Origin of the sequence: Synechococcus sp. Minos11 (assembly GCF_014279855.1) — a bacterium.
Taxonomy (GTDB): Bacteria; Cyanobacteriota; Cyanobacteriia; order PCC-6307; family Cyanobiaceae; genus RCC307.
This window is the reverse complement of record NZ_CP047953.1, coordinates 316,614-342,145: the sequence shown is the minus strand read 5'-3', so window position 1 is coordinate 342,145 and position 25,532 is coordinate 316,614. Positions and strand designations below refer to the sequence as shown.

Annotated in this window: 31 protein-coding genes; 16 read left to right on the top strand and 15 right to left on the bottom strand. The window is 61.1% G+C overall.

Features of this window, described 5'->3' with window-relative positions; translation table 11 throughout:
• The first annotated feature begins 478 nt into the window (after positions 1 to 478).
• A complete protein-coding gene (locus tag SynMINOS11_RS01720) occupies positions 479 to 715 on the top strand; it encodes a DUF1651 domain-containing protein (RefSeq protein WP_043736478.1) in 237 nt (78 codons plus the stop codon).
• A 262-nt stretch (positions 716 to 977) separates the two neighbouring features.
• Here SynMINOS11_RS01720 and SynMINOS11_RS01715 read toward each other — a convergent pair whose 3' ends face one another.
• Positions 978 to 1,196 carry a hypothetical protein gene (locus tag SynMINOS11_RS01715; RefSeq protein ID WP_011934749.1) on the bottom strand — a complete coding sequence of 73 codons (219 nt, stop codon included), beginning with the start codon at positions 1,194 to 1,196 and terminating at the stop codon, positions 978 to 980.
• Between the two features lie 264 nt (positions 1,197 to 1,460).
• Between SynMINOS11_RS01715 and SynMINOS11_RS01710 the strand changes: the two genes are divergently transcribed.
• Positions 1,461 to 1,637, top strand: a complete 177-nt coding sequence (locus SynMINOS11_RS01710; protein ID WP_011934747.1) for a hypothetical protein — start codon at positions 1,461 to 1,463, stop codon at positions 1,635 to 1,637.
• Between the two features lie 266 nt (positions 1,638 to 1,903).
• Here the strand turns inward: SynMINOS11_RS01710 and SynMINOS11_RS01705 are convergent, their stop codons facing one another.
• From SynMINOS11_RS01705 to SynMINOS11_RS01695, 3 genes are all read right to left on the bottom strand, one after another.
• A complete protein-coding gene (locus SynMINOS11_RS01705) occupies positions 1,904 to 2,059 on the bottom strand; it encodes a hypothetical protein (RefSeq protein ID WP_186549471.1) in 156 nt (51 codons plus the stop codon).
• A 130-nt stretch (positions 2,060 to 2,189) separates the two neighbouring features.
• Complete coding sequence (locus SynMINOS11_RS01700; RefSeq protein WP_186549469.1) at positions 2,190 to 2,453, bottom strand: hypothetical protein; 264 nt, start codon at positions 2,451 to 2,453, stop codon at positions 2,190 to 2,192.
• A 30-nt stretch (positions 2,454 to 2,483) separates the two neighbouring features.
• On the bottom strand, positions 2,484 to 2,900 hold the full coding sequence (locus SynMINOS11_RS01695) for a hypothetical protein (RefSeq protein WP_186550911.1): 417 nt from the start codon (positions 2,898 to 2,900) through the stop codon (positions 2,484 to 2,486).
• On the opposite strand from SynMINOS11_RS01695, the gene sodC reads away from it, so the two are divergent.
• Positions 2,852 to 3,379, top strand: a complete 528-nt coding sequence (gene sodC, locus SynMINOS11_RS01690) for a superoxide dismutase family protein (RefSeq protein WP_186549467.1) — start codon at positions 2,852 to 2,854, stop codon at positions 3,377 to 3,379. The two genes, SynMINOS11_RS01695 and sodC, sit on opposite strands and share 49 nt — an antisense overlap.
• A gap of 71 nt (positions 3,380 to 3,450) precedes the next feature.
• Here the strand turns inward: sodC and SynMINOS11_RS01685 are convergent, their stop codons facing one another.
• On the bottom strand, positions 3,451 to 3,711 hold the full coding sequence (locus tag SynMINOS11_RS01685) for a hypothetical protein (protein ID WP_011934742.1): 261 nt from the start codon (positions 3,709 to 3,711) through the stop codon (positions 3,451 to 3,453).
• 283 nt (positions 3,712 to 3,994) lie between these two features.
• Here SynMINOS11_RS01685 and SynMINOS11_RS01680 point away from each other — a divergent pair, with 283 nt between their 5' ends.
• The gene (locus tag SynMINOS11_RS01680) at positions 3,995 to 4,414 is read left to right on the top strand and encodes a hypothetical protein (protein ID WP_186549466.1); all 420 of its coding nucleotides are present in this window, start codon (positions 3,995 to 3,997) and stop codon (positions 4,412 to 4,414) included.
• 107 nt (positions 4,415 to 4,521) lie between these two features.
• Positions 4,522 to 4,941 (top strand): hypothetical protein, encoded by a 420-nt coding sequence (locus SynMINOS11_RS01675; RefSeq protein ID WP_186549464.1) that lies wholly within the window; start codon positions 4,522 to 4,524, stop codon positions 4,939 to 4,941.
• A 244-nt stretch (positions 4,942 to 5,185) separates the two neighbouring features.
• Here SynMINOS11_RS01675 and SynMINOS11_RS01670 read toward each other — a convergent pair whose 3' ends face one another.
• Positions 5,186 to 6,061 (bottom strand): peroxiredoxin-like family protein, encoded by an 876-nt coding sequence (locus SynMINOS11_RS01670; RefSeq protein ID WP_186549462.1) that lies wholly within the window; start codon positions 6,059 to 6,061, stop codon positions 5,186 to 5,188.
• Between the two features lie 92 nt (positions 6,062 to 6,153).
• Between SynMINOS11_RS01670 and SynMINOS11_RS12800 the strand changes: the two genes are divergently transcribed.
• From SynMINOS11_RS12800 to SynMINOS11_RS01660, 3 genes are all read left to right on the top strand, one after another.
• Positions 6,154 to 6,276, top strand: coding sequence for a hypothetical protein (locus tag SynMINOS11_RS12800; RefSeq protein ID WP_255445560.1), 123 nt, complete (start codon positions 6,154 to 6,156; stop codon positions 6,274 to 6,276).
• Between the two features lie 167 nt (positions 6,277 to 6,443).
• Positions 6,444 to 6,692, top strand: a complete 249-nt coding sequence (locus SynMINOS11_RS01665) for a DUF1651 domain-containing protein (protein WP_186549460.1) — start codon at positions 6,444 to 6,446, stop codon at positions 6,690 to 6,692.
• Positions 6,693 to 6,811: 119 nt separating this feature from the next.
• Positions 6,812 to 6,997, top strand: coding sequence for a hypothetical protein (locus SynMINOS11_RS01660; protein ID WP_186549458.1), 186 nt, complete (start codon positions 6,812 to 6,814; stop codon positions 6,995 to 6,997).
• Positions 6,998 to 7,000: 3 nt separating this feature from the next.
• Here the strand turns inward: SynMINOS11_RS01660 and SynMINOS11_RS01655 are convergent, their stop codons facing one another.
• A complete protein-coding gene (locus SynMINOS11_RS01655; RefSeq protein ID WP_011934735.1) occupies positions 7,001 to 7,381 on the bottom strand; it encodes a hypothetical protein in 381 nt (126 codons plus the stop codon).
• Between the two features lie 105 nt (positions 7,382 to 7,486).
• On the opposite strand from SynMINOS11_RS01655, the gene SynMINOS11_RS01650 reads away from it, so the two are divergent.
• From SynMINOS11_RS01650 to SynMINOS11_RS01635, 4 genes are read left to right on the top strand one after another with little or no spacing between them, the layout of a single operon-like run.
• A complete protein-coding gene (locus tag SynMINOS11_RS01650) occupies positions 7,487 to 8,437 on the top strand; it encodes a DnaJ C-terminal domain-containing protein (protein ID WP_186549456.1) in 951 nt (316 codons plus the stop codon).
• A gap of 26 nt (positions 8,438 to 8,463) precedes the next feature.
• Positions 8,464 to 9,465, top strand: a complete 1,002-nt coding sequence (gene hemB, locus SynMINOS11_RS01645; protein WP_011934733.1) for a porphobilinogen synthase — start codon at positions 8,464 to 8,466, stop codon at positions 9,463 to 9,465.
• Positions 9,466 to 9,505: 40 nt separating this feature from the next.
• Positions 9,506 to 9,877 (top strand): VOC family protein, encoded by a 372-nt coding sequence (locus SynMINOS11_RS01640; RefSeq protein WP_186549454.1) that lies wholly within the window; start codon positions 9,506 to 9,508, stop codon positions 9,875 to 9,877.
• Positions 9,877 to 12,258 carry an endonuclease MutS2 gene (locus SynMINOS11_RS01635; protein ID WP_186549452.1) on the top strand — a complete coding sequence of 794 codons (2,382 nt, stop codon included), beginning with the start codon at positions 9,877 to 9,879 and terminating at the stop codon, positions 12,256 to 12,258. Before SynMINOS11_RS01640 ends, SynMINOS11_RS01635 begins: the two co-directional genes overlap by 1 nt.
• Here the strand turns inward: SynMINOS11_RS01635 and SynMINOS11_RS01630 are convergent.
• Complete coding sequence (locus SynMINOS11_RS01630) at positions 12,255 to 13,469, bottom strand: ABC transporter ATP-binding protein (protein WP_186549450.1); 1,215 nt, start codon at positions 13,467 to 13,469, stop codon at positions 12,255 to 12,257. The genes SynMINOS11_RS01635 and SynMINOS11_RS01630 overlap by 4 nt on opposite strands.
• A gap of 75 nt (positions 13,470 to 13,544) precedes the next feature.
• Here SynMINOS11_RS01630 and cgtA point away from each other — a divergent pair, with 75 nt between their 5' ends.
• Entirely contained in the window at positions 13,545 to 14,540 is a 996-nt protein-coding gene (gene cgtA, locus SynMINOS11_RS01625; RefSeq protein WP_186549448.1) for an Obg family GTPase CgtA, read from the top strand.
• On the opposite strand, the gene SynMINOS11_RS01620 is transcribed toward cgtA, so the two are convergent.
• The 5 genes from SynMINOS11_RS01620 to SynMINOS11_RS01600 form a co-directional block, all read right to left on the bottom strand.
• Entirely contained in the window at positions 14,537 to 15,331 is a 795-nt protein-coding gene (locus SynMINOS11_RS01620) for an inositol monophosphatase family protein (protein WP_186549431.1), read from the bottom strand. The two genes, cgtA and SynMINOS11_RS01620, sit on opposite strands and share 4 nt — an antisense overlap.
• A complete protein-coding gene (locus tag SynMINOS11_RS01615) occupies positions 15,331 to 16,710 on the bottom strand; it encodes a BCD family MFS transporter (RefSeq protein ID WP_255445442.1) in 1,380 nt (459 codons plus the stop codon). The genes SynMINOS11_RS01620 and SynMINOS11_RS01615 overlap by 1 nt, the downstream gene beginning before the upstream one ends.
• 14 nt (positions 16,711 to 16,724) lie before the next feature.
• Positions 16,725 to 18,521 carry a TolC family protein gene (locus SynMINOS11_RS01610; RefSeq protein WP_186549427.1) on the bottom strand — a complete coding sequence of 599 codons (1,797 nt, stop codon included), beginning with the start codon at positions 18,519 to 18,521 and terminating at the stop codon, positions 16,725 to 16,727.
• Between the two features lie 62 nt (positions 18,522 to 18,583).
• Positions 18,584 to 19,963, bottom strand: a complete 1,380-nt coding sequence (locus SynMINOS11_RS01605) for a TIGR03279 family radical SAM protein (protein WP_186549425.1) — start codon at positions 19,961 to 19,963, stop codon at positions 18,584 to 18,586.
• Between the two features lie 15 nt (positions 19,964 to 19,978).
• A complete protein-coding gene (locus SynMINOS11_RS01600) occupies positions 19,979 to 20,839 on the bottom strand; it encodes an undecaprenyl-diphosphate phosphatase (RefSeq protein ID WP_186549423.1) in 861 nt (286 codons plus the stop codon).
• A gap of 90 nt (positions 20,840 to 20,929) precedes the next feature.
• Between SynMINOS11_RS01600 and SynMINOS11_RS01595 the strand changes: the two genes are divergently transcribed.
• From SynMINOS11_RS01595 to nadB, 3 genes are all read left to right on the top strand, one after another.
• Positions 20,930 to 21,634, top strand: coding sequence for a DUF3120 domain-containing protein (locus SynMINOS11_RS01595; RefSeq protein ID WP_186549421.1), 705 nt, complete (start codon positions 20,930 to 20,932; stop codon positions 21,632 to 21,634).
• Between the two features lie 83 nt (positions 21,635 to 21,717).
• On the top strand, positions 21,718 to 22,101 hold the full coding sequence (psbU, locus tag SynMINOS11_RS01590) for a photosystem II complex extrinsic protein PsbU (protein WP_186549419.1): 384 nt from the start codon (positions 21,718 to 21,720) through the stop codon (positions 22,099 to 22,101).
• A 29-nt stretch (positions 22,102 to 22,130) separates the two neighbouring features.
• A complete protein-coding gene (gene nadB, locus SynMINOS11_RS01585; protein WP_186549417.1) occupies positions 22,131 to 23,765 on the top strand; it encodes an L-aspartate oxidase in 1,635 nt (544 codons plus the stop codon).
• Here the strand turns inward: nadB and SynMINOS11_RS01580 are convergent.
• Together SynMINOS11_RS01580 and SynMINOS11_RS01575 are read right to left on the bottom strand one after the other, a co-directional pair.
• Positions 23,734 to 24,687 (bottom strand): vitamin K epoxide reductase family protein, encoded by a 954-nt coding sequence (locus SynMINOS11_RS01580; protein ID WP_186549415.1) that lies wholly within the window; start codon positions 24,685 to 24,687, stop codon positions 23,734 to 23,736. The two genes, nadB and SynMINOS11_RS01580, sit on opposite strands and share 32 nt — an antisense overlap.
• A gap of 19 nt (positions 24,688 to 24,706) precedes the next feature.
• Positions 24,707 to 25,531 (bottom strand): BtpA/SgcQ family protein, encoded by an 825-nt coding sequence (locus tag SynMINOS11_RS01575; RefSeq protein WP_255445440.1) that lies wholly within the window; start codon positions 25,529 to 25,531, stop codon positions 24,707 to 24,709.
• Position 25,532 lies beyond the last annotated feature (1 nt).

Below are 25,532 nucleotides of genomic sequence, written 5' to 3'. Positions count from 1 at the left end.
GACTCAAACCAGTGTTTCGGACAGCGGTTCGATTCCGCTCAGCTCCATTTCTCCCCATCGCGGGGCTGCAATGGTTTCGACGGGGCAACAGGAGGGTGACTGAAACCTGCTCGGTAAGAGCAAACCCGTAACTGCGAACAACATCGTTCGTTTCTCCCGTCAAGCAGCCCCTGTTGCTGCCTGACCCAAGTAAGGGAGATGGGGTGAGGTCAGCCTTATCACCCAATTGACCCACTGGGGCTGGAAGGCCCCTTCCACCATTCCAGCGCAATTGATCTGGCCATAACACCAGAATCAAACGCGGGGCCTGTGACCAGTCCCACGCAGGCTCTGTGGCGACCGCGACAAAAAGGTTCAAGCTGATACATAACCCTTGAATGGCCGCCATGGGAGTGGTGGCGCTTCGAGCATGGGACGGCTGTGGGAGGCCGTCCTTTTTATTGCTTGCCTAGCAATACGCTTGTACTACTCTTTGGCCATGAAAGAAGCCTGGCTGAAGCAACCCAACGGTCCATGGGTCGAGCGGTTCTGGCCCAATCCAGAGCTTGAGCGCGACGGTGGCGCCAGACCCATGGCGGTCGACCTAGGCAGACACCTTCTGCTCCATGAACCACCCCTGCTGAAGTCACGGCGCCAACTCACGCTCAGCCAAGCCCGCGAGCTGTGGCGCAATCGGGTGAAAGCGGGCTGGAAACGGGTTGAACCGCAGTGGTGAGAAGGCGGGGTGTTGGATGCTGAACCTGGGCTGCCAGAGGAGCTAAACAGCAGCCAGGACTACAACCCTCAAGAGTCCTGGCCAGGATGCTTCCAGTCTTTGCACTACTGATCCCGCTGCTTGTTTTCGGGATTGCCTTTGTGAGTCTCTACGGGCAGCCATTGGAGGGCAGGCTCAAGTGGCTTTCAGAGCATTCCGCTCAGATCTGGATTGCAGGGATGGTTTTCCTGATCACGGCCAGCCTGATCATTTTCCTAGCCCGCTAATGGGGACGGCCATTTTTCAACGGCTCAATGCTCTCCAGCACTTCCACCGGTTGGCCATTGATGCAAAGCGATAGAGCCACACAGTCCCAACCCTGAAGCGCACTTTTGAGCACGGAGCTGTGATAGTCCTCCACCGCATCGAGCACGCTCTCGTGAAAGGAGGTCTCCTCACGCCGATCTGGATGGGTGATGCAGACAGCGAAGGAGAGTTTCATGACAGAACCAGCAGCCGGTGCTCGTAGTCCCCATTGTTGAACGGCTCACCAGCCCAGCAGGGAAGCCTCCTGGCTGTGTGGAGGGCTGGATCCTCGTGGAAACCAACGATGCCGGCGTTTGCACAGCCAGGCTCAAAGCCGCGCAGCTAATCGATCGCAAGCAGCCGAGACTCACCTGATGGACAGCTGTCTTGATGGATCACGGAGTCCACAGATGCTGCCTCGGCTGATCTTGGATAGGCGTCACTTTTTATCCCTCCTCCCGTGCAGGAGTCCACGCAAAACCTCTTACGGCTGGTGCATGACGCCGCGTTTGAGACGGCCTTGAAAGGTCAGTTTGATGAGGATCGAGAAACCGTTGAGAGCATCCTTCAATCAGCCCTGAACATCCTCGAAGGCAAAGCGCTGCTCGCCCAAACTGGCTTGGCCAGCCAGCAGTAACAGCAACACTCAGTCAGAGCCAGCAGCGGGTGTTTCCGCCGGCGATGGCGGGGACATGCTGAATCTCACCGTGCATTGCCACCGGAAGTCGTTGGCTACGGAAATCTGCTCGCAGTGGCTGTCAGTGATTTCAGCCCCTTGAGGCACACGGCTTCGAGCTGCTCGCATGGCAGCGGCTTGGTTCCAAATGGAGCTTCGCGTAATGGAGCCGGCCTGCACTGGGGAAGCTGCCAACAAAGCAATACCAAGCCATGCAGCGGCAAAGATCAGGCGTTGAAGCATTGCCAGCAAACCCATAAAACCTTGATGGCATTGGTAGCAAAACCGAGCGGCAGCACCGCGTTCACCGGTTCAATCAGCTGAAGCCTTTGCCGCCCGAGGCACGCTTCATTTGCTCGTGTTGGCGCATGATCGGCGAGCATTTACTGCACTTCGCTGTCTTGGCCGCGTCCCAAGCCTCGGGGATCTCTACGGGCGCACCGCAGCTGACACAAGGAATCGTCTTACCCATAGCCCTTCATCAACAGCTCCATCCTGAAAGGTGGACAACCATCACGGCTCCACCATCACCACCCGGCGGAGTGGGAGGAAACGTTCTTCAACATGGCTGTCTTCATCGCAATGTTGATCGATGTAGTCGAACGCATCATCAGAGCTGTAGAAGCAAGCCACTTCTCGGTAGTTGTTGAACACATCGCACGCGTTCACAACCACCCAACGCTCATCACCCATCGCCTTCACCACTGCTCGATGGTTGGACGGTAGGAGCTCTTTTTTTCTAATCAGCAGATAGACATCTCTCGTAGTCAAGCCCATCCATTCAGCCTGATCACCAGGGCAAGGAGCTCAGCTGGCCGCGCTGGGAGCAGCTTTTTTGATTTTGCTGCTGTGACGATGCTTGTTGACCAAATGCAGAAGCTGACTGGAGCATGCCGGCTGCTCTTGCTGCTTCAAACGCTTCACCAGCTCAAACACGTCGTGGGCTGACAGCTCTCCGTTGGACTCCCACTTGAGGGTATTAATCCTTTCCGGAGGCATTTTTGAACGTAAAAGGTCCCCAAAAGTAGGCAAGAAAACAAGTCTTGGTGTCCGAATAGCAACAAACAAAACTGAGGAAAATCTAAAACTGTTGTGATTGCTGCCAGAAGCAAGCGTTTTGGTATCCAGCCAGGCGTTTCCTATTTTTTGACCCGTGCCATCGGCCTGCATCTCCAATGCGCTTACTGCTGTCTTTGCTGCTGTTTCTCTCTCTGCTTGTCCCATCCATGCCCGCGCTTGCTGCTGAGCAGCAGGTGTGGATCCAGCGCATTGGAGGGGAAGAGAGTGGCGAGGTGCTCGGCAGCGTGATGGCCCGTGACACGAGCGATGGACTGGTGATCAGCCCGAGCATCTCCGGATTAGCTGCAGGGGCCTATGGCTTTCACCTTCATGAAAACGGCCGTTGTGATTCAGGCCTCAAAGACGGAGTCGAAGTGGCCGGTCTAGCGGCCGGTGGACACTGGGATCCCGACAACACCGGCTCCCATCAAGGGCCGTTTGGCGTTGGCCACCGCGGTGATCTGAGCCGATTGGTGGTCAACGCTGATGGCACATCAACCACGCCGGTCGTCGCTCCACGGTTAGGCGTGGATGACCTCAAGGGCCGAGCCTTCATCGTTCATGCCGGCGGCGACACCTACAGCGATGAACCTCCCTTGGGCGGAGGCGGCGCCAGGATCGCCTGCGGCGTTGCTGGCGAATGAAAGACATTTAAGGGCTGATCGATCACGGATCAGCCGCCATCAAGCGACCAACCTTTGGCCCAGCACCGCCCTTAATCAGCGCAGGGCTCTTGACCGGCCACCAACACCTCATTGATCAGCTCACAAGCCAGGTGCTCGGCGTAGTCGTGCAACAGGCCGAGCTTGCCGACCACGCAACTTTCAACGCCCGGGCTGGCCAGATCAGCGCGCATGGCGAGCCGTGCTTTGTCGCGCTGCTGGCTGGTGGCGTGTTTGCTGAGGATGCGCTCAACAGCGAGGGCCATCAAAACCTCCGTGGCTTCACCGACGGGGTTGGTCGCTGTGCTTCGCATGGAGAGAATCTCCTTTGACAACGGAGGTTTAAGGCCTTTTCGAGAGGCGGTGCTGTGGTCGTCGCGACGTTGTGAATGTGTCGCGGAGGACTTTTTCTTTAAGGAAATACAAAGTTCCAGAATTGGTGTTTATGGCGACCGAACAAGCCCCCGGCAGCCAGCTATTCATTCCCCACGACTCTCGGGAAAAGGGTCGTGGATCGACAAAGAGACGCCCTTTTCGGCAAAGGGCGTTTTTTTTTGGCAAGACTGCTGTTGAGATGACCAGCGCTGGAGTCAATTGATGGGTGAAGCTGCTGTTGGCGAGGCCAACTACTTCTGCGCCGCCCCCGAAAGCCTGAGACAAGCCTTTGACAGCTGCGGACTGAGCCCCAAAGAGCGGGACTTCCTCTTTGCCACCGTTGCGCTGCGGCGGGGCACGGCTGCTCGAGGTGCGCTAGCCGCTGGGCTGAGCCCCGAGAGCCGCCCTTCCAACGAAAGTCCGGGCACGTTTTTGAAAGTGCAGTGGAACTCCGTGGTTGGCCATGCCTGCAGCAAGCTCGCTGGCCAGCTGGGGTGGAAAAAACCAAGCACCGGGATGTGGATTGATCTGCTGGTGACCTTCGAGCGCAAAGCGGCCTATGGACTTGACGATGCCTATGAGGAAGGCAAAGAGAGCTTTACCTGGGTCGTGCGACCGGAATGGGTGGAGGCACTGCGCTGAGGGCAGACGGTCAAAGAAGAGCCGACTGAACACAGCAGACAATTTTGGTGACACTTAAAGGTTCAGCCTGAAACATCTCGGCAGAAGCGAGCTGGTAATTTCCCGCCATGAACGTATTTCTGCTGTTGGCAACGCTGGTTGCCTTAACGCCCGTACGCGCCAATCCCCTCGTTGCGCCGCTACCAGAGGCAAGTGGGCCTCGCGAGCTGCCAGCTATGCCCAAAACAACAGCAGCTTCGGCCTCCCAACTCGACCCGAGCTGGGAATGGTTCAAAGATCAAACCGGGATGTATGGAATCAAATGGGATGGCTGGAAAGATGGCCGCTATGGCAACCGCTACGCCGCTGTGAATGACCTCTCGCCTGGCATTGGCGGCAAATTGTTAGCCGTTGGCGTGAATTGCCAAGCCTTCAAGATTGCTTGGAATCAAGACAACGGTCAGAGCAAAGCCTGGACGGCCTGGGAATACCCCATTTCACGCTCGGTGAGCGAGCAAATCATGCTGAAGCTCTGCGAGGAGATTTGATTGTTGAGCAGCACCCCGGCAACTCACGGGGACGGGATATTTCCTCGACTGGACACACTCTCTTCTGAGAGTTGATTCAGAACTGTTGAGAGACCAACGCCGAGCTGACCAAAGAGCATGGCGGCACCAATGAGTGCTGTTGCGAACTTGGCAACCTTCATCCCAAGCAAGCCCACCAGAGTCATCACGCTAGGAATCCCATTGTCAGGTTTCAACGCAATGAGAGAAGCGGTCGGTCGATTTCTCAGGCGGCCGGGTTGGTCTTCAAGAACTTCAGCGGTTCGGCCATCGAAGCAGAAAAGCCAAGCAGCCCTGGGTCCTTCCAGCTGTAAAGCAACGACCCATCACTACTGATCAAAAAGGTGGCGCCTCGTTGGGTCATCCAACGCTCATCCGGTACATAGGTGCCCCAATGGCTGAGCACTTCGACCATGTTCCGCAAGCGGATACTGGCGATCCAAAACGGGAGATAACGCCCGCCGCCGTGATAACTACGCAACACCTCGCGCAAGGTGCCCGGCGAGCCAATGCCTGCGCACATGGCGAGCAAGTTTCCCCAGGGCCCACCAAATCCCTCCGCACCGCCATACAACCCCAGATCACGGTGCAACCTCGCCTCGGGATCGACTGACAAGCGTTCCTTTGGGAACCGTGTGTAATCGCAAAAACGATCAACGCTTCCCGCATTACCAATACCGATGGCGCGAACATCCACGCCGGCTTCCCGCAGCTGAGGCCATGAGGCCATCACCGCCTGGGCGTACTCAACCGAATCAAAGTCACCCAGCTGGCTGAGCACCAACAGCAAACGGCGCTGCTGGTTAGCCAATGGCGCCAGCCCAGCCAAAACAGGCTGCAACGGAGCTGGGACCTCATGCCATGGCGAGGCTTGAAGCGTGGGGGCGGGCTGGGTCAAACCGGTGATGCGGTTGAACAAGGCCCAGCCAGCAAAACCGATCAGCAACGTCCAAAGCAGAAAACCAAGACCACCAGCCCAGCTGCCGTCACCAGGCGCGATCAAGCCGACTTGCAACAACAAGGCCTCAATGCCAATGCCCCCGAGGCACCACAGCAGCACCCAGGTGAACAAAAAACCAATGGCCTGCAAGTTGCCCGTCATGGCGTTGTTTTGCGGCCGCCATTCTGCAAAGCAATCCAGAGGGTTGCCGCTTGGCGCGACACTGCATGGATTGAATGCACACCCCAATGAAGTTGGACAGCAAGCAGCCCTGGGGCGTTTGGGCTTTTGTGATTGGCCTGAATGTGGTGGGCGTGATCGGCTATTTCATCCTTCAGTCCAAAGGCATCACATTGCAGTCGATCCACGCCGGCTAACGCACAACGGGCAGCGAAACCAGCGGCGGCAGGCAATTGATTGACGCAGCAGTACACCCGTACTAGAACAGGTGTACCAGCGGCAGGACCATGTCTCCCAGCTCGCCCTACGCCACCTTCCGTGCTGATGCCTGGATGCGGGGCCCTGCCATCGCCATCCCCGCACCATGCGCTGCCAAGCCTGGATCCATAACCCCCAAACTGCGCACACCAAGCGCTTCCACAGGGATGAAAAAAGCGTCCCGCAGGACCCGCACATCTTTGTGGATTCAGGGCGACCTTTTCCAGGCCAGCCTCCCCTACTAACCACGAGGCTTCATCTCAAAGCCCAAGCGGCGGAACTGCTGTGGCAGAGCCTGCTGCAGGGAGGCTGGAGGCCATGCGATCCGCAATGGGATGCGGAAGCGGATATCTAAAGCCTCTGGGTTTGGCCGCACCCCAACTCCATGGTCTTGGGCTAAGACCGCATCACGCGCCTGCTGGCACGTGATCAACCTCGGCAGCAGGATTTCGGAACTAGGTCATGCGTGTTTTGTTGCCGGCAGCCCTTGTTCTGAGCTTGCTGGTGATCCTCAGCGCCAGCTTGATCCGCTTCAACTACGTCAACCGTTCGCGCCAGCTCCAGCTCAGTCCTTTCGTGAACCGAGGTGGCTACATCCCCGCCAGGCAGCGCCGCAAAGCCGTTCGGCGCTCCACCTACGGCGTTGAGCTCATCGATTGAGGCTCAGAGCCCAGCCCAGCTGCGCAGTTGCGGCAAGGTCATCACGCCCTCAGCGCGTTGATCCCCCAAGACCCAGGTGGGGAAGGCCTTGATCTGAGCTTTGCGGCATTGCTCTCGCCCGGCGTCATCTTTGTCGCACTCCACATAGGGCAGTTCACGCCCCGCCTCGGTGCCAAACAGATTCTTTTGGTGGAAACAGGCGCCGCACCACCAGGCGCCATAAAAAATGACGCCGGCTTGCTTGAGCTCACGGGCCAAGCTCAATTGCTCAGCATTGGAGGGCTCAACGGCATCACCCAGGTTGCCGGCCTGCGCCTTGGGCAGTTCCGCAGAACCGAACACCAACCCTGCCGCCAAGGGCAGCAACCAAAGAGAGCGACGCATCAGAGGAGCCATGTTGGGCGGAGATTAAGCGCAAATCGTTCGGACTTCCGCCCCAGGCAAGCCACCTGGGGACTGAGAAACTATGGGCTGAGGGGCAGGGCCCGGATGAGTTCAGGCGGCTACCGCGATTACTGGAAAGTGCTGGGCCTTGAGCGCGGCGCTGATGGTGACGCCGTCAAAAAAGCCTTTCGCAAGCTGGCTCGTCAGCACCACCCTGATGTGAACCCTGGCGACAAGGCAGCTGAAGCTCGTTTTAAGGAAATCAGCGAGGCCTACGAGGTGCTCTCTGATCCTGAAAAGCGGCGCCGTTATGAGCAATTTGGCCAGTACTGGAATCAGGCTGGTGTGGGCAGCGGCGGACCCGGCGCCGGATTTGATGTCGATTTTGGCCGTTACGGCAATTTCGACGACTTCATCAATGACCTCCTTGGCCGCTTTGGCGCCGGTGGAACACCAGGAACACCAGGGGGGTTCCCCGGCGGCTTTGGCGGCGGCTTCGGCGCTCCGCCACCAGCGGCGAATCTCGATGCTGAAGCCAGCATCAAAATCAGCCTGGCAGAGGCCTTCCGCGGCTGCGAGCGCACGCTGCAAGTGAATCAAGAGCGAGTGCAAGTCCGCATTCCTGGCGGGGTCAAGCCCGGCAGCCGCCTGCGGCTCAAGGGGAAGGGCAATCTGCAACCCAGCAGCGGCCGGCGCGGCGATCTCTACCTCACCATCAATCTCGACAGCCACCCCTTGTGGAAGCTCGACGGCGATGTGTTGCGAGCTGAACTGCCCTTAAGCCCCGCTGAGGCGGTGTTAGGCGGCGACGTCAAAGTGCCCACCCCCGATGGCGAAGCGGTGGTGACCGTTCCCGCTGGCATCAGCTCAGGCCGGTCGTTGCGACTGCGCGGCAAAGGCTGGCCGCTGAAGGCCGGTCGCGGCGACCTGCTGCTGACCGTGCAACTGCAACTACCCAATCAACCAAGTGAGGCGGAGCGGCAGATTTATCAACAACTGCGTGATCTCCCCAGTGACAACCCACGCGACAGCCTGTTTCAAAACTCCAGGCTCTGACTGGGGCATTCCTTAAGCTTCTCGCCATGGATATCGCCTATCGCCCCCGCCGACTACGGCGTACACCTGGCCTGAGGGCCATGGTGCGCGAGCACCACGTCAGTGCTGCCGATTTCATCTACCCCTTGTTCGTACACGAAGGGGCGACCAACGAACCGATCGGAGCCATGCCAGGCGCCCAGCGCTGGAGCCTCGATGGCCTGCTTGGGGAAGTGGGGCGCGCCTGGGATCTCGGCATCCGTTGTGTGGTGCTGTTTCCCAAGGTGGCCGATGGGCTCAAAACAGAAGACGGCAGCGAGTGCTTTAACGAGGGAGGCTTAATCCCCCGGGCGATTCGCCGCATCAAGCAAGAGCACCCCGGCATGACGGTGATGACCGACGTGGCGCTCGATCCTTACTCCTGCGATGGCCATGACGGCATCGTCAGCAATGAGGGCATCGTTCTCAACGACGAAACCGTTGAAATCCTCTGCAGACAGGCTGTCACTCAAGCAGCTGCCGGCGCTGATCTGATCGGCCCCAGCGACATGATGGATGGCCGTGTTGGCGCCATCCGCGAAGCCCTCGACGACGAGGGCTACAGCCATGTGGGGATCATCAGCTACACGGCGAAATACGCCTCCGCCTACTACGGCCCCTTCCGTGAAGCGCTGGATTCCGCACCCCGGGCCGCGGCAGGCAAGCCCATCCCCAACGACAAAAGCACCTATCAGATGGATCCGGCGAACAGCCGTGAAGCCCTGACCGAAGCCTTGCTCGATGAGCAGGAGGGGGCCGACATCATGATGGTCAAACCAGGCCTGGCCTACCTCGACATCATTCATCGCCTGCGGGCAGAAACCGAGCTGCCGATCGCCGCTTACAACGTCAGTGGTGAATACGCCATGGTCAAAGCGGCGGCTGAGAAAGGCTGGATTGATGAGCGTGCCGTTGTGCTCGAGACCTTGCTCAGCTTCAAGCGGGCCGGGGCCGACCTGATCCTCACGTATCACGCCTGTGATGCAGCCGAGTGGCTGCGCCACGGCTGAGGCCTACTGCACTAGAGAATGGGCCTATTGCGGCGTGGCAATGGCAGTCAACAGGTTGGGCCATGTGGCAATCCGCGTGGACGATATGGAGCGCGCCAAGGCCTTCTATTTGGGCCTTGGCATGAGGTTGATCTGGGATGCCGAGGATTGGGCTTACCTGGGAGCCGGCAACGAAGGACTGGCGTTGCTGGGCCCGAACTACAAAGCCGCCGGCCCCCACTTCGCCTTTCATTTCGATAGCCGCGCCGCCGTGCAGTCCATGCATGACCAGCTCAAGGCCGAAGGAGTTGCTGTTGGCGGCCTGCACGACCACCGCGATGGCACCGCGTCGTTTTATCTGCGGGACCCTGAAGGCAACTGGCTGGAAATGCTCTATGAGCCTCCCGGCGGGATCCCCAGCAACCAGGGGTGATGGAGATCCAAGCCGAAACACTGGCTCTGTTGGAGTGGGAGCGGCTTGGCGAGCAAGTGGCTGGCTTTGCCGGCAGCTGTCTTGGGGCCAACCTCTGCCGCCCTTTGCAGCTAGCGCCAACGCTGGAGGAAGCCCAGCGGCGGCAAACGGAAACAGCCGAGCTTTTGGTTCTTGATGGCCTCACCGAGGGGGGACTGAGCTTTCAAGGCGTCAGCGACCACAGCATCACGGTGCAGCTCTGCAGTAAGGGGGGCTGCGCTGGGGCCGATGAGCTGCTGCAACTCGCCGACACCCTTGCAGCAGCACGGCGTCTACGGCGTCAGATCGATGACGACGAACTGCGGCCTGTGACCACCGCGCTGCTGGAGGGGCTACGCACCCTGCCGGAGTTGGAGCAGCAGTTGCGCTTCGCGATTGAAGAAGGCGGCCGCGTGGCTGATCGGGCCAGTCCGCCACTGGCGGGCCTGCGCCGGCAGCTGCAAAGCCAGCGGCAAGAACGGCAAAGCCGCCTGCAGGAGCTGATGCGGCGCTGGGCCAATCAGCTGCAAGACAGCGTCATCGCCCAGCGCCATGGCCGGCCGGTGTTGGCCGTCAAAGCAGGCGCTGCCGGTTCCTTGCAAGGCCAGGTTCACGACAGCTCCGCCTCCGGCAACACGCTGTTCATTGAGCCCCAAGCGGTGGTGGGCTTGGGCAACCGCATCGCTGAGCTTGAAGCGCAAGAGCAGAAGGAAGAACGGCGGGTGCTGCTGCAGCTCAGCGCTGCAGTCGCCGCTGAAGGAGACAGCCTGATGGCCATGCAGGACTGCCTGGCTCAGCTGGATCTGGGCCTAGCCCGGGCGCGCTATGGAGCCTGGGTGGGGGCTGTTAAACCCAAGCTGGGCACGGAGTACTGGCAGCTCAAGGACCTGCGCCACCCCCTGCTGGTCTGGCAGGAGCGCCAAGAGGCCGGGACTGCGGTGGTGCCGGTGAGCTTGCAGATTGAACCGCCACTGCGGGTGGTCGCCATCACCGGGCCCAACACCGGTGGCAAAACGGTGACCCTCAAAAGCCTGGGGCTGGCCACCTTGATGGCCAGGACCGGACTGTTTCTGCCCTGCAGCGGCACCCCACAACTGCCCTGGTGTGAAGCGGTGCTGGCCGACATCGGCGATGAACAGTCGCTGCAGCAAAACCTCTCCACGTTCAGCGGCCACGTGCGCCGCATCGCCCGGATCCTGAAAGCGCTCAGCAGCCTGGGCGCAGCACCGGTACCGGCGTTGGTGCTGCTCGATGAAGTGGGAGCTGGCACCGACCCCAGCGAAGGGGCGGCCCTGGCCACAGCACTGCTGCGTCATCTGGCCGATCAAGTGCAGCTCAGCGTCGCCACCACCCACTTCGGTGAGCTGAAGGCGCTCAAATACGACGACTCCCGCTTTGAAAACGCCTCCGTTGAATTTGATGAGGTGAGCCTGCGGCCCACCTACCGGCTGCTTTGGGGGATCCCCGGACGCAGCAATGCCTTGGCCGTGGCTCGGCGCCTGGGCTTGAGCGAAGCGGTGCTCGGTGGAGCTGAGCAGCTAATGGATGAGCAGGGCACCAGCTCGGTGAACACGGTGATCAGCGGCCTGGAAGAGCAACGCCAGCGGCAACAGGAAGCCGCCGAAGAAGCTGCCGCCCTATTGATGCGAGCCGAACTGCTGCATGAAGAGCTGCAGCAGCGCTGGCAACAGGAGCAACAACAAAAGCAAGCGCGCCAAGGGGAAGCCCAACAGCAGTTGGTGGGCTCGATTCGCGAAGGCCGCAAGGAAGTGCGCCAGCTGATTCGCCGCCTGCGCAATCCCAAAGCCGATGGCGAAGCGGCACGGCAAGTGGGGCAACGACTGCGCAGCCTCGAGCAAGAACATGCGCCAGAGAGCAGACCGCAGCGGCATCATCGCGGCTGGAGCCCTGCCGCTGGCGATCGGGTGCGGCTGCTGAGTCTGGGCAAAGCCGCTGAGGTGTTGAGCTGCAGCGACGACGGCCAGGAGCTGCAAGTGCGCTGCGGCGTGATGCGCCTGACCGTGCCACTCACGGGTATCGAGGGCCTGCAAGGGGAAAAGCCGGCGCCACCAGAACCAGCCCCGGTGCGCATCCAAGGCCGCGGCCGGCGCAGTGATTCAGCCGTGCGCACCAGCCGCAACACCGTTGATGTACGGGGCCTGCGCGTGCATGAGGCCGAAGCCGCGGTGGAGGAGCAGCTGCGGTCGGTGCATGGACCGCTTTGGGTGATCCATGGCGTGGGCACCGGCCGGCTCAAGCGCGGACTACGGGAATGGCTCAGCGGGCTCGACTACATCGAGCGCCTCGTCGATGCCGAGCAGGGCGATGGCGGCGCTGGCTGCACCGTGGTCTGGCCCCGTTAAGCCGGCAGGCTGGGCAAATCAGGGGACGCCACCGCAGCATCGCCGCTTGTAGGACGCAACGCATCGCCAGCCGCATCAAACAGATTCCAGCCAGCGGCTTCGATCTCGAGGTGGCACTGGTCTCCTGGCTGAACACTCACCTCAGCGGCGGTGCGCAATTGCACGGTGTGATCAGCATCCAGCAGCCGGCAGCTGAGCAGCTGCTCATGGCCCAAAGCCTCGAGTTGAACCACTTCAGCTGGAAGATTGCGGTTGGTGGCTGGCGCCAGCCGCAGGCGCTCCGGGCGCAAACCCAAAGTGAGTTGCTGGCCCAAATGGCCCTGCAGTAGGCCAGCCAAGGACGGATCAGCGGCCACACGCTTGCCGGCCAGCAGCACCTGATCAGCCGAGAGCACCTCCACCGGCAAAAGATTCATCGGTGGCGAACCAATGAACTGGGCCACAAACAAATTGGCCGGCTGCTCATAGAGCTCAATGGGGGTACCGAGTTGCTGCAGGCGGCCGGCATTCAGCACCGCAATGCGATGGCCCATGGTCATCGCTTCCACTTGATCGTGGGTCACATACAGCGTGGTGACCCCCAACTGCCGCTGCAGCTGCACGATCTGGCGGCGCGTATCGCCGCGCAACTTGGCATCCAAGTTGCTGAGCGGCTCATCCATCAAAAAGACAGCCGGCTGCCGGGCAATGGCGCGGCCCAGTGCCACCCGTTGCTTTTGGCCGCCAGACAACTCCTTCGGCAGACGATCGAGCAGATGGGCCAGATCCAACATCTCAGCCACCTGCTGAACCCGATCGGCAATGCGTTGCTCACGCGGTGAACGCAGCCAACCGGTGGTGCGTGCCAGCCAATCCTGCAGCTGCTGCTGCAGGCGGCGATGACCGCTGCGGCGCAAACCAAACGCGATGTTGTCGGCAACGCTCAGGTGGGGATAGAGCGCATAGCTCTGAAACACCATCGCCACATCCCGGCGTGATGGCGGCAGAGCTGAGACATCCCGGCCAGCCACCACCACCTGCCCCTGACTGGGCGCTTCCAAACCCGCCAGCAGGCGCAGCAGCGTGCTTTTGCCGCAACCCGATGGCCCCACCAGCACGAGGAATTCGCCGTCGCGCACCTCAAGATCAATGCCTTTGAGCACCTCAACAGCGGCACTGCCGCGCCGCGGCGGGTACTGCTTGCGCAACTGGCGGAAGGCAACCTCGGCCACGCGGAGAGCTCTGCGGATGCCCGACTTTATAGAGGTTGGCCTGACAGGGAAGAATGATGGATTGACCCGCAAGCCGTGCAGTTCATCGACCAGGCCAGGATTGCCGTTAAGGCCGGCCGCGGTGGTGATGGCATTTGCGCCTTTCGGCGAGAGAAATACGTGCCAGCTGGCGGGCCCTCCGGCGGCGATGGCGGGCGCGGTGGTGATGTGGTGCTGCAGGCCGACAGCAACCTGCAAACCCTGCTGGATTTCAAATACAAGCGCCTGTTTCAGGCCGACGATGGTCGCCGCGGCGGACCCAACCGCTCCACCGGAGCCAGCGCCAACACGCTTCTGATCCGCGTGCCCTGCGGCACCGAAGTGCGCGACCTGGGCACCGATTTACTGCTTGGGGATCTGATCGACAACGGTGAGCAGCTGGTGATTGCCACCGGCGGCAAGGGAGGCCTGGGCAATGCCCACTACCTCAGCAACCGCAACCGAGCCCCAGAGAAATTCACCGAAGGCAAAGACGGAGAAGAGCGCGAACTGCAGCTAGAGCTCAAGCTGCTGGCCGAAGTGGGGCTAGTGGGGCTTCCCAATGCCGGCAAGAGCACGCTGATCAGCGTGCTCTCAGCCGCCCGGCCAAAGATCGCCGACTATCCCTTCACCACGCTGGTGCCCAACTTGGGGGTAGTGCGCCGACCCAGCGGCGATGGCACGGTCTTTGCTGATATCCCCGGACTGATTGCTGGTGCCGCCCAAGGGGCCGGACTCGGCCACGATTTCCTGCGCCACATCGAGCGCACCCGGGTGTTGATCCACCTGGTGGATGGCAGCAGCCCCGACCCGATCGCTGATGCCCAAGTGCTGCTCGGCGAGCTCGAGGCCTATGGCAATGGGCTGCTGGAGCGTCCTCGCCTGCTGGTGCTCAGCAAATCCGAACTGCTCGATGAGGAACAACTCGAGGCGCTGCCTGCCCAGCTCAGTGACACGTTGGGCCAGCCGGTGCAGGTGATCTCAGCGGTGACCGGTCAAGGCCTGGATGGACTGCTGCAGCAGGTGTGGCAAGAGCTTGGCGTCAGCAGCTAGCTGACCAGCGCTTGACCCCAGGGCAAAAACCGCTGGTAGTGCTCTTCGTCGCACGCGGCCATCAAGGGATAGCTGGCCTCACCCAAGGGAGCTCCTGGCGTCATCGGGAAGGGGTGATCCGCCAGCGGACGAATCACGCAACCAAGCTCCTCGAGGATCAGCCACACCGCTGCGAGATCCCAGATCTTGGGAGTGGCCTCGAGGGCGGCCAGCATCGTGCCTAGCCCCACACCCAGCAGGTTGAGGCTGGCCACCCCCAGCATTCGCGTTTTGGCGGGGAAGCGCCCGGGCACCTTCTGCAGCACCGGCAGCGAGCGGGTGCAGAGGCTGGCGCAATTGCAGCGATGGCGAGGACCGCCAGGCGGCTGCAATGGCTCACCATTGCGCCAGACGCCCTGGCCGCGCACCGCCACATAACGCTCCCGGAGCGGGGGCACATCGATGATGGCCTCGAGGGGCTGGCCGTCCTGCAGACGCGCCATCGAAATCGCCCAAATCGGCAGGCCCACCGAGAAATTGGTGGTGCCATCAAGGGGGTCAACAATCCAGCCATGGCGCTGGGTTGGGGCATCGGTGCAGCCTTCTTCGCTGAGCAGGCCGTCGCCGGGAAGGATCGCCTCCAAGCCTGCAGCGATGGTGGCGTCACTCCAGCGATCACAGTCGGTGACCAAGCTGCCATCAGGCTTCACCGTGCTGGCGATCTGACCGAAGTCAGCGCGCTGACGCTCAGCGACCCGGTCGACAAGCTCATGCAAGGCCGGCCAGTGGGCCCCATGGGGATAGGTCGCCATCAATCGAGCTCCAGCGCGAGCAGATCCCCCAAGGCGCGCTGCACCCGCTGCTGGAACAGGGTCGTATCCACCCGCAGCAACAACAAACCAGCCAACAGCAATCCCACCGCCTGAATCACAAACACGCTGGCATAGGCCCCGTAGGTGTCTTGGCCGCCGAACACACCGCCAAACAGGCTGAGCAACCCGCCGCCAGTGACCGTGGCCACGCCGCGGGCGTAGGCCTGCGCCAGACCCCAGACACCAATAAACGTGCCAGCCAAGGCGGGCGAGGTGAGCCCCAACATCAAGGTGAGGCTGGCGTTGGTGCTCACCCCAGCGGCGTAACCAAACAGCAACAAGGCCAAACGGAAGAGCGGCTCTGAAACCACCGCTCCAGCCACCACCATCAGCAGCACAAACACCCCAGCTAGAACGCCACCAACCAAGGCGGTGCGCTGCGGGCCCAAGCGAGGCACCAGAAGAAACCCTGTGGTGGCAATGCCCACCAAGGTGCCAACGCCCCAAATCGCATTGAGGCGCGTGGTGGCGCAAACATCCATGCCAAAGATCGCGCCGCCATAGGGCTCCAGCACCGCCTCCTGCAGAAACAGCGAGAAGGTGAAGAGCGACAACACCCCAAAGAAATAGGCCACCTGAGGCGATGCGCGCAGTACGGTCCAGGCTTGGCCAAAGCTCAGTTCGGCAGGGCGATCAGCGGCAGGCTTGGCTTCATTGCTCTGCTGGTCAACGGGCCGCTCCACCCCAACCACTGCCAAAAGGATCAAGCCAAAGATCACCAAGGGCGCCACCACGATCAGCCGTTCCACCCCGGCAATCACCAAATCCAAATCAGTGCTGGCGCAGGCGGTGCCCAAAAAGCGGCTGGCCAAAATCGCGCCGGCAACGATGCCGACGGTGAGCATCGACCACACCACCGACACCAGGGCTGGCCGTTGCCGCTCGCTGGTGACATCAACGAGCAACGCCGCAAATGGCGTGGAGCTCGCTGAGATGGCCAGGCCGTAGCCGAGAAACACCACCGTGAGCACCAAACCGCGCCACAGAACGGCACTGCCATCGCCAGCCTGAGACGCCTCTGCCAGCCACAACACCGTGCGCCCGGCAATCCAAAACAGCACGCAAAAGCTCAGCGAACCGCACAGCACAAAGGGGGTGCGCCGCAACCCGCGCCAACGGCAATTATCGGAACGTTGGCCAAACCAAACGCGGGTGAAGGCCACCAGTTGCTGGGCGCCAAGGGCAAGCGCCGTTAGGGCAGCAGGAACCGAGAACTCATCAATCAGCAGCCGATTAAAGATGCCGAGCGTGAGCACCGAAAGGGCCCCGAGGCAGGCCTGAAATAAGCCCAGGCGAACCGCCAGAGCTGCAAAACGCAATGACCCCAACCGGATCAGTCAGCAGGGGGCACAAACGTAGCCCGTTGGAACGCGCAGGGTTCAGTGATTGGCGTTGAGAACACCGGCACGTCAGTCAAAGGATCTTTGACGGGCGGCTCACCTGGCAGCTCAGCAGGAATGCAACTGACAACAGCATCCAGTCCGGTCTGCCGACGCAAAGCGGCCAAAGTGCGGTTGTAAAGCGCAATGGTGTCGGTGTAAGCCACCTCAGCGCGGGTGACATCGCGCTGGTTATCAATCACGTTGCGCTGGGTGCCAACACCAGCTTGGAAACGCAAAACAGCAAGGCGGTAAGCCTCCCTTGAGGAAAGCACTCGACGAGAGTTACTGATCAAATCTCGAGCATGTAACTGGAGGTCGAAAAACTGCTGTTCAACTTGCTCACGAATTTTGTTGCGCTCCTCAGCAAACAGATATTCGCTTTCTTTGGCCTTTTGCTTCTGCTCTCGTGCCAAGGCTTGCGCCCGGCCTCCATCAAAAACTTTCCAGGTCAAGCCCATATAGATGGCTTGATCAAGGTCTTCAGCGACCCTGCCCATGTCGACCCATTCGTCACGTTTTCGCTGTTCTCCAAACGATTTGGACCAACGCGCATCCCCTGCAATGTTCAAGAAGGGCTGAACATCACCCAAAAATGAATTGGCGCGGGAGTTATAAATCGAAATATCCAAAATGATGTTATCAAGCTCTTCTCGGAATTCGTTGGCGGCAATAATGCTTTCATCCAAACTTGCCTGCCAAACACCCAGAACTTCAACCCTATCGCTGGCAGTAGGAGTGACGTTCTGGGGCAAGTTCAGTGTCTTAGCCAGCAAACGTTGCTGAACTGATTGGTCTCGCAGGGCTCTGGAAAGCCCGGCCTGGTCCTGTGCGAGTTGAGTTTCGGCCTCCAAAACATCGAGTTTTGTAGCCACACCAGCCTGCAGCTTGGCCCGGGTATCGCGAACATTGACCAAAGAGGCCTGGACAGCAGCTGTAAAGGTATAAACGTCAGTGTCGTAGGCCTGAAGCTGAAAGTATTCGCGAGCTGTTTGAAGCCGTAGATCGCGCAAAGCAATCAGATAGTTATTTTGGGCTTTTTCGTAATCATCCCGTGCAGCAGATATATCAGGAACACGCTTGGGGTTGATCAGTTTCCAATCCAATGTGGCTGTCGCTGAAGCGCCATAGGTCTGAGTGGTCCCCCACCATTCGCCGTAGCGATCCAGTTCCATATCAGGGAACTGCTGCTTTTTCTGGTTCTTCCGCTGTGTGGCCTGGGGATCGGTGGCTGCCTTACCAAAGTTTCGATAATTAGTCCCGAAATTACGGCCGGGGAACTTGAGCCGATTAGTGGTCAAGTTGAGGGTTGGATACCAGGCGGCGATGGCTGCACGCAAACGGCTTTGCGCTTCATCGATACGGATTTTTGCGGCTTCGAGGAAGGGGTTATTCACCTCCATCAGCTCCACCGCTTCCGTCAGAGAAAGCGGGCGAAGGTCTTCAATACGTACTTGCGAGGGCTCATTGGGAAGCGCCAGCGGAGCAGGTGCCCCAAGCTGATCCACATCAGGCGAGAGGGTCGTCGCTGCTGGAGCCAACACCGAAGGATCTGACTTCGGTCTTGGGCCCTTTTCTTGAATCGCCGTCGGCAACGGCCGACCTTCAAACGGATCAACGCTGTCATCGGGCTGAACGCCGATGTCTTCCGGTTGCTCTGTCCACAGAGGGTTCCCCAACCAGTCAGTGGTGTCTTCTTGCTCTTGAGCCAAAGCGGCCAGAGGAAAGCCCATCAGGACGAGGGCCAGCAAGCTGCTGCGCAGACGTCCCTTCACAAGCCCTTTCGAATTCCTTTGGGAAGAATTTAATGGGGCTAAGGGGTTTCGTGTAGGCAGGCAGCCACGACTTCAGCCGCACCCCCCACCACCTGCAGCGGAACTCCTAAGCGCTGCTCGACGGTCTCCAAGCTCAAATCGTCCAAAAACACGGGCTGGCCCTGACGCAGCAGCACCGCAGGCAACAGCACTGCATCGCCCAAGTCCTTGCCTTGCAGCCCGTCAATGAGGTCTTGCCCGGTGAGCAAGCCCGTGACCACCTGCTCACAGCCCCAATAGGGACTGGGCAGGGACTGCAGGCGGAGATCCAGCCCCTGCACTTGATGCAAGCGCTCCACCACGGGCTTGAGACTGGGCCCCACCAAACTCCCCACCACCCAACTCAAGCTGCGGAATTTGGGCAAAGCAGCAGGCAACTCTTGCGTGGCGTCATCGAGCTGCTCCAGGAAGGCGCGAATGCTGCCGACACCGTTCTCCTGTTGGGGCAAATCCTCATAACTGGCCCGCTGCGGCAACGGCAGCCCCGCCATCAAATACCACTCATCGGAAAGCCAGGCCCAACGGCTGCCAAAGCGCTCCGAGAACTGCTGCTGCAGGGGTTCCACCACTGCAATAGTGCGCCTGGCCATCGCCGGGGTGACCGGCACCAGGCCATCCCCATCGGGGCGAAAACGGGTCAACCCCACCGGCACCACCGCCACCGACAGCACCGCTGGCCAATCGCCACCACCAAAACGCGCCAGGTCCTGCAGGGTTTGCACCAGGGCCTCGCCATCGTTCAGGCCTGGGCACACCACCACCTGGGCATGGATTTGCAAGCGCTTGGCTTGAAACCAGGCGATTTGATCGAGGATCTGGCCGGCCCGCTCGTTGACCAGCAATCGGCTGCGCAGGGCGGGATCGGTGGCATGAACAGAGACAAACAGTGGCGAGAGGCGTTGGCGCTCGATCCGCTGCCAATCGGCTGGCAACAGGTTGGTGAGGGTGAGGTAGGAGCCGTAGAGAAAGCTGAGGCGGTAGTCGTCGTCTTTGAGATACAGGCTTGAGCGCCGCCCTGGAGGCTGCTGATCGATAAAGCAGAACGGGCAGTGGTTGTTGCACTGCTTCAGGCCATCGAATAGGGCCTCGGTAAAGCCCAAACCCAAGCCGTCATCAGCATCTTTTTCCAGTTCGATGTGATGGCTAGTGCCATCAGGGTCCTCCACCTCCAAGGCGAGATCTTCCTCACCGCAGAGCATGCGCAGATCAATCAGATCCCGCGGGCGAATGCCATTGACAGCCACCAGCCGGTCGCCAGGTTGAAAGCCAAGCTCCTCGCCGATCGATCCCGGCTCCACCGTGGCCACCACGGCGGGCTGCGGCGCTGCGGCACTGGGATCAGCCTGCAGAGGAACCCCATCACTGGGCTCGTTCCACACCCTGGTTCAGGCGACTTATCCCAGTGTGGGGTTTGTCAGCACGAGAGCCAGCAAAACCAACCCAAATACCAATCGATAGATCACAAAGGGCCAAGTGCTGTTGGTTTGCAAAAACTTCAGCAACCAAGCAATCGCCAGCCATGACACCACGGCGGCCGAGAGGATTCCCAGCAGCATCGGCAGCGGCCCGTAGACCGAACCTTCAGCAAAGGCGCCCTTGAGCTCAACCAGTCCAGCCAAGGTGATCGCTGGAATCCCAAGCAGAAAGGAGAAGCGGGCGGCATCGGAGCGCTGCCAGCCAAACAGCAGGGATGCCGTCAGGGTGCTGCCGGAGCGCGAGACCCCCGGAATAATGGCCAGCGCCTGGGCCAGACCCACCACCACACCATCTAGGCCTTGCACCGATGGGAGCTGCTTACGGCGCTGCCCCAGACGCTCGGCAAGGGCCAACAGCAAGGCCATCACGATCGAGACGATGCCAATGGAGGCCAAGCTGCGCAGGGGCGATGTTTCGTAGCCCGGCCAAAACAGCTTGATCAGCAGCCCGGCCACCACAACCGGCAGGGTGCCAACGGCAATGGCAATTCCCAGGCGAGCATCAGGGCTGCCCCAGTCCCCCTCCCGCAAGGCCCTGGCCAAACCGCGGCACACCTGCAGCAGGTCACTGCGGAAGTAACCAATCACCGCTGCAATGCTGCCGAGCTGAATCACGGCGGTCACCGCCACACCAGGGTCTCCCCAACCAGCCAAAACCGGCACCACCTTGAGGTGCGCCGTGCTGCTGATCGGCAGAAATTCCGTCAGGCCCTGAACGATGCCCAACACCACCGTGCGCCAGCAGGCCTCCAGCAGCGTGAGTTCAGCGGCAGCATCCACGCGGGCTCAAGCCAAGTGGCGAAACCTTAAGCGCCATGGGCGGATGCTTTTCCGCTGACCAGGGGTCAATCGCTTTAAGCTTGTTCGCGTTTGTTCACACAGCTGTTGTTCGGAGCTGCCCCAGTCCTCAATCCGGCGCCGCAGCTCAACGCAGCTGGTGTGAGCTTGAAGTTGTCAGCGCCGGCCGTGGCAGCCGCGCTGGTGATGCTCCCGGTGTTTGCGCAGGCTCCCTGGGTGCGCAGCTCCCCAGTGGCCTGTGCGCTGTTCACGGCTGTTTTGGTGGCGTTGGGGCTGCGGCTGCGGGGCGACCTGGGCGCCCTGCTAATTGGTTTTTCCGGCAGCTGGCTGGCCGGAGCCGTGTTTTGGGGTTGGCTGCGGCTGCACCCCCTCTGGCATTTGCCGGTTGAAGCCTTTGCCCTGCCCCTGGCGATCGCCGGATTGCAGGGGCCTTGGCGCCGGGCAGGGCAGTTCTATTTGGGCGCCTTAATCGGCACCGCCTGCACCGATGCCGCCACGGCCCTTTGCGGCTTGATGCCGCTGTGGCCGCAAGTGCTGCAAGCCAGCCCCAGCGAAGCGCCTCTATTGCTTTCCGCAGCTGCAGAGCAGGTGCTGCAGCCGCTGCCCCTGGCTGTGGTCAGTGGATTTGCCGCAGCCATGCTGGCTGCGGGTCGCTGGCTGTGGCGCCAAGGCGAAGGCGGACAAGTGGTGGCAGCAAGCCTGCTCAGCACCTTGGCGGTGGATGCCCTGTTCCTGGCGTTGGCCCTGTTGAGCCCGCAACTCAGCGGCTTGGTTTAAAGATCTGCAAATGCTGCCCGGCCGAGAGCTCGGCGCAGCTCAAGCCTCTGTAATCTGGCCGCTCAGCCCTTAATCGGCCCCGCATGTCCAGGCTTTTTCGTCGCCTATCCACCCTGCTGCTCTGCAGCCTGCTGGTTTTGGGTGTTTGGCTGACCCAGCCGCTGAGCGTGCAGGCTGCGGAAATTCGCAACAAGGTTGACGACAAGATCGCCGAAACCGCCGGCAAGGTTGACCTCAACAACGCCTCGGTGCGCCGCTTCCAGCAGTACCCTGGCATGTATCCCACCCTGGCCGGAAAGATCGTGGTGGGCGGCCCCTACGACCAGGTTGACGATGTGCTCAAGCTCGATCTGACGGAGCGTCAGAAGGAGCTGTTTGAGAAGTACAAAGAGAACTTCACCGTCACCGACCCGGAAATCGCCCTGAACGAGGGCTTTGACCGCATCAACGACGGCCAGTACCGCTGATTTCCACCTCTTCAGAAGACACCGAATCATTGTTTGACGTCCCTTGGGACGTCGTGGTGATCGGTAGTGGTGTTGCCGGTCTGATGAGCGCCCTGGAGCTTCCCGCAAGTTCCAGGGTGCTTTTGCTCAGCCGCGACATGAGCACACCTCCGGCCAGCCGCTGGGCCCAAGGCGGTTTAGCGGCAGCGATTGGAGCTGATGATTCACCAGCGCTGCACCGCAGCGACACCCTGGCGGCAGGGGCAGGGCTATGCGAGCCGGCAGCGGTGAACTGCTTGGTGGAGCAGGCACCGGGCTGCATTGCCAACCTGCTGAGCCTGGGGCTCAACCTCGACCGCCACGGCGAGAACCTCAGCACCACCTTGGAGGCAGCCCATAGCCGCCGGCGGGTGCTGCATGCCCAAGATCAAACCGGCCTGGCGCTGGTGGAGTTGCTGGAGCAATGCATTGAAAGCCGCCCCAATGTGACCTGGTGGCGCGGGGCCATTGCCTTGCAGTTGCTGGAAGAAGCAGGACGCTGCTGCGGTGTGCAAGTGCTGCGTCATGGAGAGCTGGGCTGGCTGCGCAGCGCTGCTGTGGTGCTGGCCACTGGCGGCAGCGGCCACTTATTTGCCAACACGACCAACCCGCGAGGCGCCCACGGCGATGGGATTGCCATGGCCTGGCAGGCCGGCGCGATTCTGCGGGACATGGAATTCGTGCAATTCCACCCCACCGCCTTGATGCAACCCGGGGCGCCCCATTTCCTGCTCTCAGAAGCGCTGCGGGGCGAAGGGGCACGCCTGGTGCAAGCCGATGGCCAACCGCTGTTCACCAGTGGCAGTGAACTGCTGCCCCGCGATCAACTCAGCCGCAGCATGGTTCGCGCCATGCAGCAGCAGCAACTGGCGCAGCTGTGGCTGGATCTGCGCCCGGTGGGCGAAGCCAAGCTGATCAAACAGTTCCCCACGATCTTGGAGCGCTGCCGCGAGTTGGGGCTGGACCCGATGCAAGTGCCGCTTCCGGTGGCTCCAGCCGCCCACTACTGGATGGGGGGCATTGCCACCGATCTCGATGCCGCCACCTCGCTACCGGGGCTCTATGCCGTGGGCGAAGTCGCCAGTAGTGGAGTGCATGGGGCCAATCGCCTGGCAAGCAATTCGCTGAGTGAATGCCTAGTGATGGCCAGCCAGCTCAGCCGTCTGCAGCCCCAACCCAATGCGCTGGTTTCCTCTGGGCGCTGCCAGCGGCGCCAACTGGAGTGGGCAGCACCACCGGAGTTGGAAGGGCCCTGCGGCGCACCGATCACAGCCCTCCGCCAATGGAGCTGGCAGGCCGCTGGTGTGGAACGCAGCGGCAGGCAGCTGCAAGGGGCCCTTCAGCAGTGTGAGCAACTCCGTGAGCAGCTCAGGCTCGATCGCGCTCTAGCGCCGATCCTGCAGCTGCAACCTGGCCAGAGCTTCAGTTTGAGCAGCAGCCAAGAACAGCAGCTGGGCTGGCTATGGGAGTGCCGCCAGCGGCTGCAAACCACGGTTCTGCTGCTGGAGGCTGCCCACTTCCGCCAAGAAAGCCGCGGCGGCCATTTCCGCTGTGATGCCCCCGCAACCCTTCCCTACTGGCAGCACCACTCACTGCAGCAGCGGGATCAACCGATCAGAAGTTCCGCGGGCCTTGATAACCGCTGAGGTCAGCCAGCTTCTGCAGCGACTTCACACCGGAATCGATTTGACCCTTGATCTCCCAGCTGGGGAAGCCTTCAATCGCCTTGCTTTGGCAGAGCGACGCCTGGGAGTTTTTGCCATCGGTGGCGCACTCGATCACATCGAGCTTGGCGGCCGCTTCCTGGCCAAAGAGCTCCTTCTGCTCATGGCAATGGGGGCACCAATAGGCCGAATACATGCGAGCGCCGATGCTGCTGAGATGCTCAGCCAAGGCCAACTTGGCCGGATTGCTCACGCTGGTCACAACCGGCGGGGCACCTTTTTCACTCAACACAGCTGGGCGATCGGCCGAGGCCACCCAGGCCAGGCTCAGCAAGCCCACCAGCACCACCAAGATCACACTGCGGAACAGCACCTGACCGCTGTCTTCCCATTCACGGCCAAGCAAATGCAGCAGCCACAAAGCCAGGCTCAAACCAGCTGAGAGCAGACAGAACGCACAGATCGCTTGAATCTTGAACAGCATCAAGCCCACCAAGGCGGCGCTGAACACGCTCATGCCCAGGCTCAGCAGATAGCCCAGGTGCCAAAACAAATCGGGGCCGCGGCCAAAGCGGCGAGCAGTTAAACCACCGCTGCTGCTCTGGCGATCGATCAACCACTGCTGCACCGCTGGAATGAGCGGCAACAACGAGAGCAGCACCAAGGCCAGGTAGGCCAAGAAGCCAAACAGCGCCAGGGGCTGGCCCAGCACTGTTCCCCAGGCACTGTTGAGCACCTTGTCGCAACCATCGGCCCCACCAGGGCAGGCCAACTCGCCAATCACACCCCAGCGCTCGAGGGTGATCGAGACCGTATCAATTGCGCCGATGGTGGCCAGACCACCCATCACAGGCCGCACCCAACGGCGGAAGGGCGGCTCGGGGCGCTGGCGTGAGGCTGTCACTCGCTCTTGATTTCCTTACTCAGGAAGTTTGGCATCGCTGCAAGGTTTGGCGTAGGGCTTGCACCCGCAAGGGATCCACCGGATTGGCCAACAGGCCATCGCGCTTGAGCGAGCTGGCCACAATCACGCCATCGGCGCTGGCCCCCAGGCTGGTGGCATTGCCCGCATGGCAACCACTGCCAATCAACACCGGAGCGCTGCCAGCAGCTGATCGAGCTGCGGCCAGATCATCGGGATCGGGAGCAGCACCGGTGGCCACACCACTAACGATCACCCCGTCAGCGCCTGCTCGGCCCAAGCAATCCTCCACGGCTTCCCCGATCGGCTGGGGCGCCAGCGGATAGGCGTGCTTCACCAACACATCAGCAAAAATCCCAACCTCTGTGGCCTCCAGCTGCCGGCGCAAACGCAGCAACTCCGCTGCTCGCCCTTCAATCAGGCCCTGATCGGTGAGCATGGCACCGCTCAGCACATTCACCCGCACAAAGGAGGCGCCGCTGGCCGCAGCAATCCCGATGGCGGCTTGGGCGTCATTGCGCAGCACATTGATCCCCACCGGCACTCCGGCGGCAGCCTCCACCACCTCAGCAGCGATGCGAGCCATGGCAGCAACGGTGTGGGACGGCACGGCGGAGGCAAAAAAGGGCGCATCGCCGAAGTTCTCCACCACCAAGCCATCAGCGCCGCCCGCCAGGTAGGCCGCTGCATCAGCCAGGGCAAAGCGACGCACTGCTTCGAAATCCCCCTGCCAGCGCGGACTGCCCGGCAACGGCGGGAGATGCAACACGCCGATCAATGCCGGCCGGTCATGGGCAAACAGCGATGACCAGGGAGCAGCAGCCACC

What these genes read in the sequence shown, in the direction of transcription:
- SynMINOS11_RS01720 (WP_043736478.1), top strand. Translation starts at nt 479, where the DNA reads ATGAAAGAAGCCTGGCTGAAGCAACCCAACGGTCCATGGGTCGAGCGG.
- SynMINOS11_RS01715 (WP_011934749.1), bottom strand. Translation starts at nt 1,196, where the DNA reads ATGAAACTCTCCTTCGCTGTCTGCATCACCCATCCAGATCGGCGTGAG.
- SynMINOS11_RS01705 (WP_186549471.1), bottom strand. Translation starts at nt 2,059, where the DNA reads ATGCTCGCCGATCATGCGCCAACACGAGCAAATGAAGCGTGCCTCGGG.
- SynMINOS11_RS01700 (WP_186549469.1), bottom strand. Translation starts at nt 2,453, where the DNA reads ATGGGCTTGACTACGAGAGATGTCTATCTGCTGATTAGAAAAAAAGAG.
- sodC (WP_186549467.1), top strand. Translation starts at nt 2,852, where the DNA reads ATGCGCTTACTGCTGTCTTTGCTGCTGTTTCTCTCTCTGCTTGTCCCA.
- SynMINOS11_RS01695 (WP_186550911.1), bottom strand. Translation starts at nt 2,900, where the DNA reads ATGGGACAAGCAGAGAGAGAAACAGCAGCAAAGACAGCAGTAAGCGCA.
- SynMINOS11_RS01685 (WP_011934742.1), bottom strand. Translation starts at nt 3,711, where the DNA reads ATGCGAAGCACAGCGACCAACCCCGTCGGTGAAGCCACGGAGGTTTTG.
- SynMINOS11_RS01680 (WP_186549466.1), top strand. Translation starts at nt 3,995, where the DNA reads ATGGGTGAAGCTGCTGTTGGCGAGGCCAACTACTTCTGCGCCGCCCCC.
- SynMINOS11_RS01675 (WP_186549464.1), top strand. Translation starts at nt 4,522, where the DNA reads ATGAACGTATTTCTGCTGTTGGCAACGCTGGTTGCCTTAACGCCCGTA.
- SynMINOS11_RS01670 (WP_186549462.1), bottom strand. Translation starts at nt 6,061, where the DNA reads ATGACGGGCAACTTGCAGGCCATTGGTTTTTTGTTCACCTGGGTGCTG.
- SynMINOS11_RS01665 (WP_186549460.1), top strand. Translation starts at nt 6,444, where the DNA reads ATGCGCTGCCAAGCCTGGATCCATAACCCCCAAACTGCGCACACCAAG.
- SynMINOS11_RS01655 (WP_011934735.1), bottom strand. Translation starts at nt 7,381, where the DNA reads ATGCGTCGCTCTCTTTGGTTGCTGCCCTTGGCGGCAGGGTTGGTGTTC.
- SynMINOS11_RS01650 (WP_186549456.1), top strand. Translation starts at nt 7,487, where the DNA reads ATGAGTTCAGGCGGCTACCGCGATTACTGGAAAGTGCTGGGCCTTGAG.
- hemB (WP_011934733.1), top strand. Translation starts at nt 8,464, where the DNA reads ATGGATATCGCCTATCGCCCCCGCCGACTACGGCGTACACCTGGCCTG.
- SynMINOS11_RS01640 (WP_186549454.1), top strand. Translation starts at nt 9,506, where the DNA reads ATGGCAGTCAACAGGTTGGGCCATGTGGCAATCCGCGTGGACGATATG.
- SynMINOS11_RS01635 (WP_186549452.1), top strand. Translation starts at nt 9,877, where the DNA reads ATGGAGATCCAAGCCGAAACACTGGCTCTGTTGGAGTGGGAGCGGCTT.
- SynMINOS11_RS01620 (WP_186549431.1), bottom strand. Translation starts at nt 15,331, where the DNA reads ATGGCGACCTATCCCCATGGGGCCCACTGGCCGGCCTTGCATGAGCTT.
- psbU (WP_186549419.1), top strand. Translation starts at nt 21,718, where the DNA reads ATGTCCAGGCTTTTTCGTCGCCTATCCACCCTGCTGCTCTGCAGCCTG.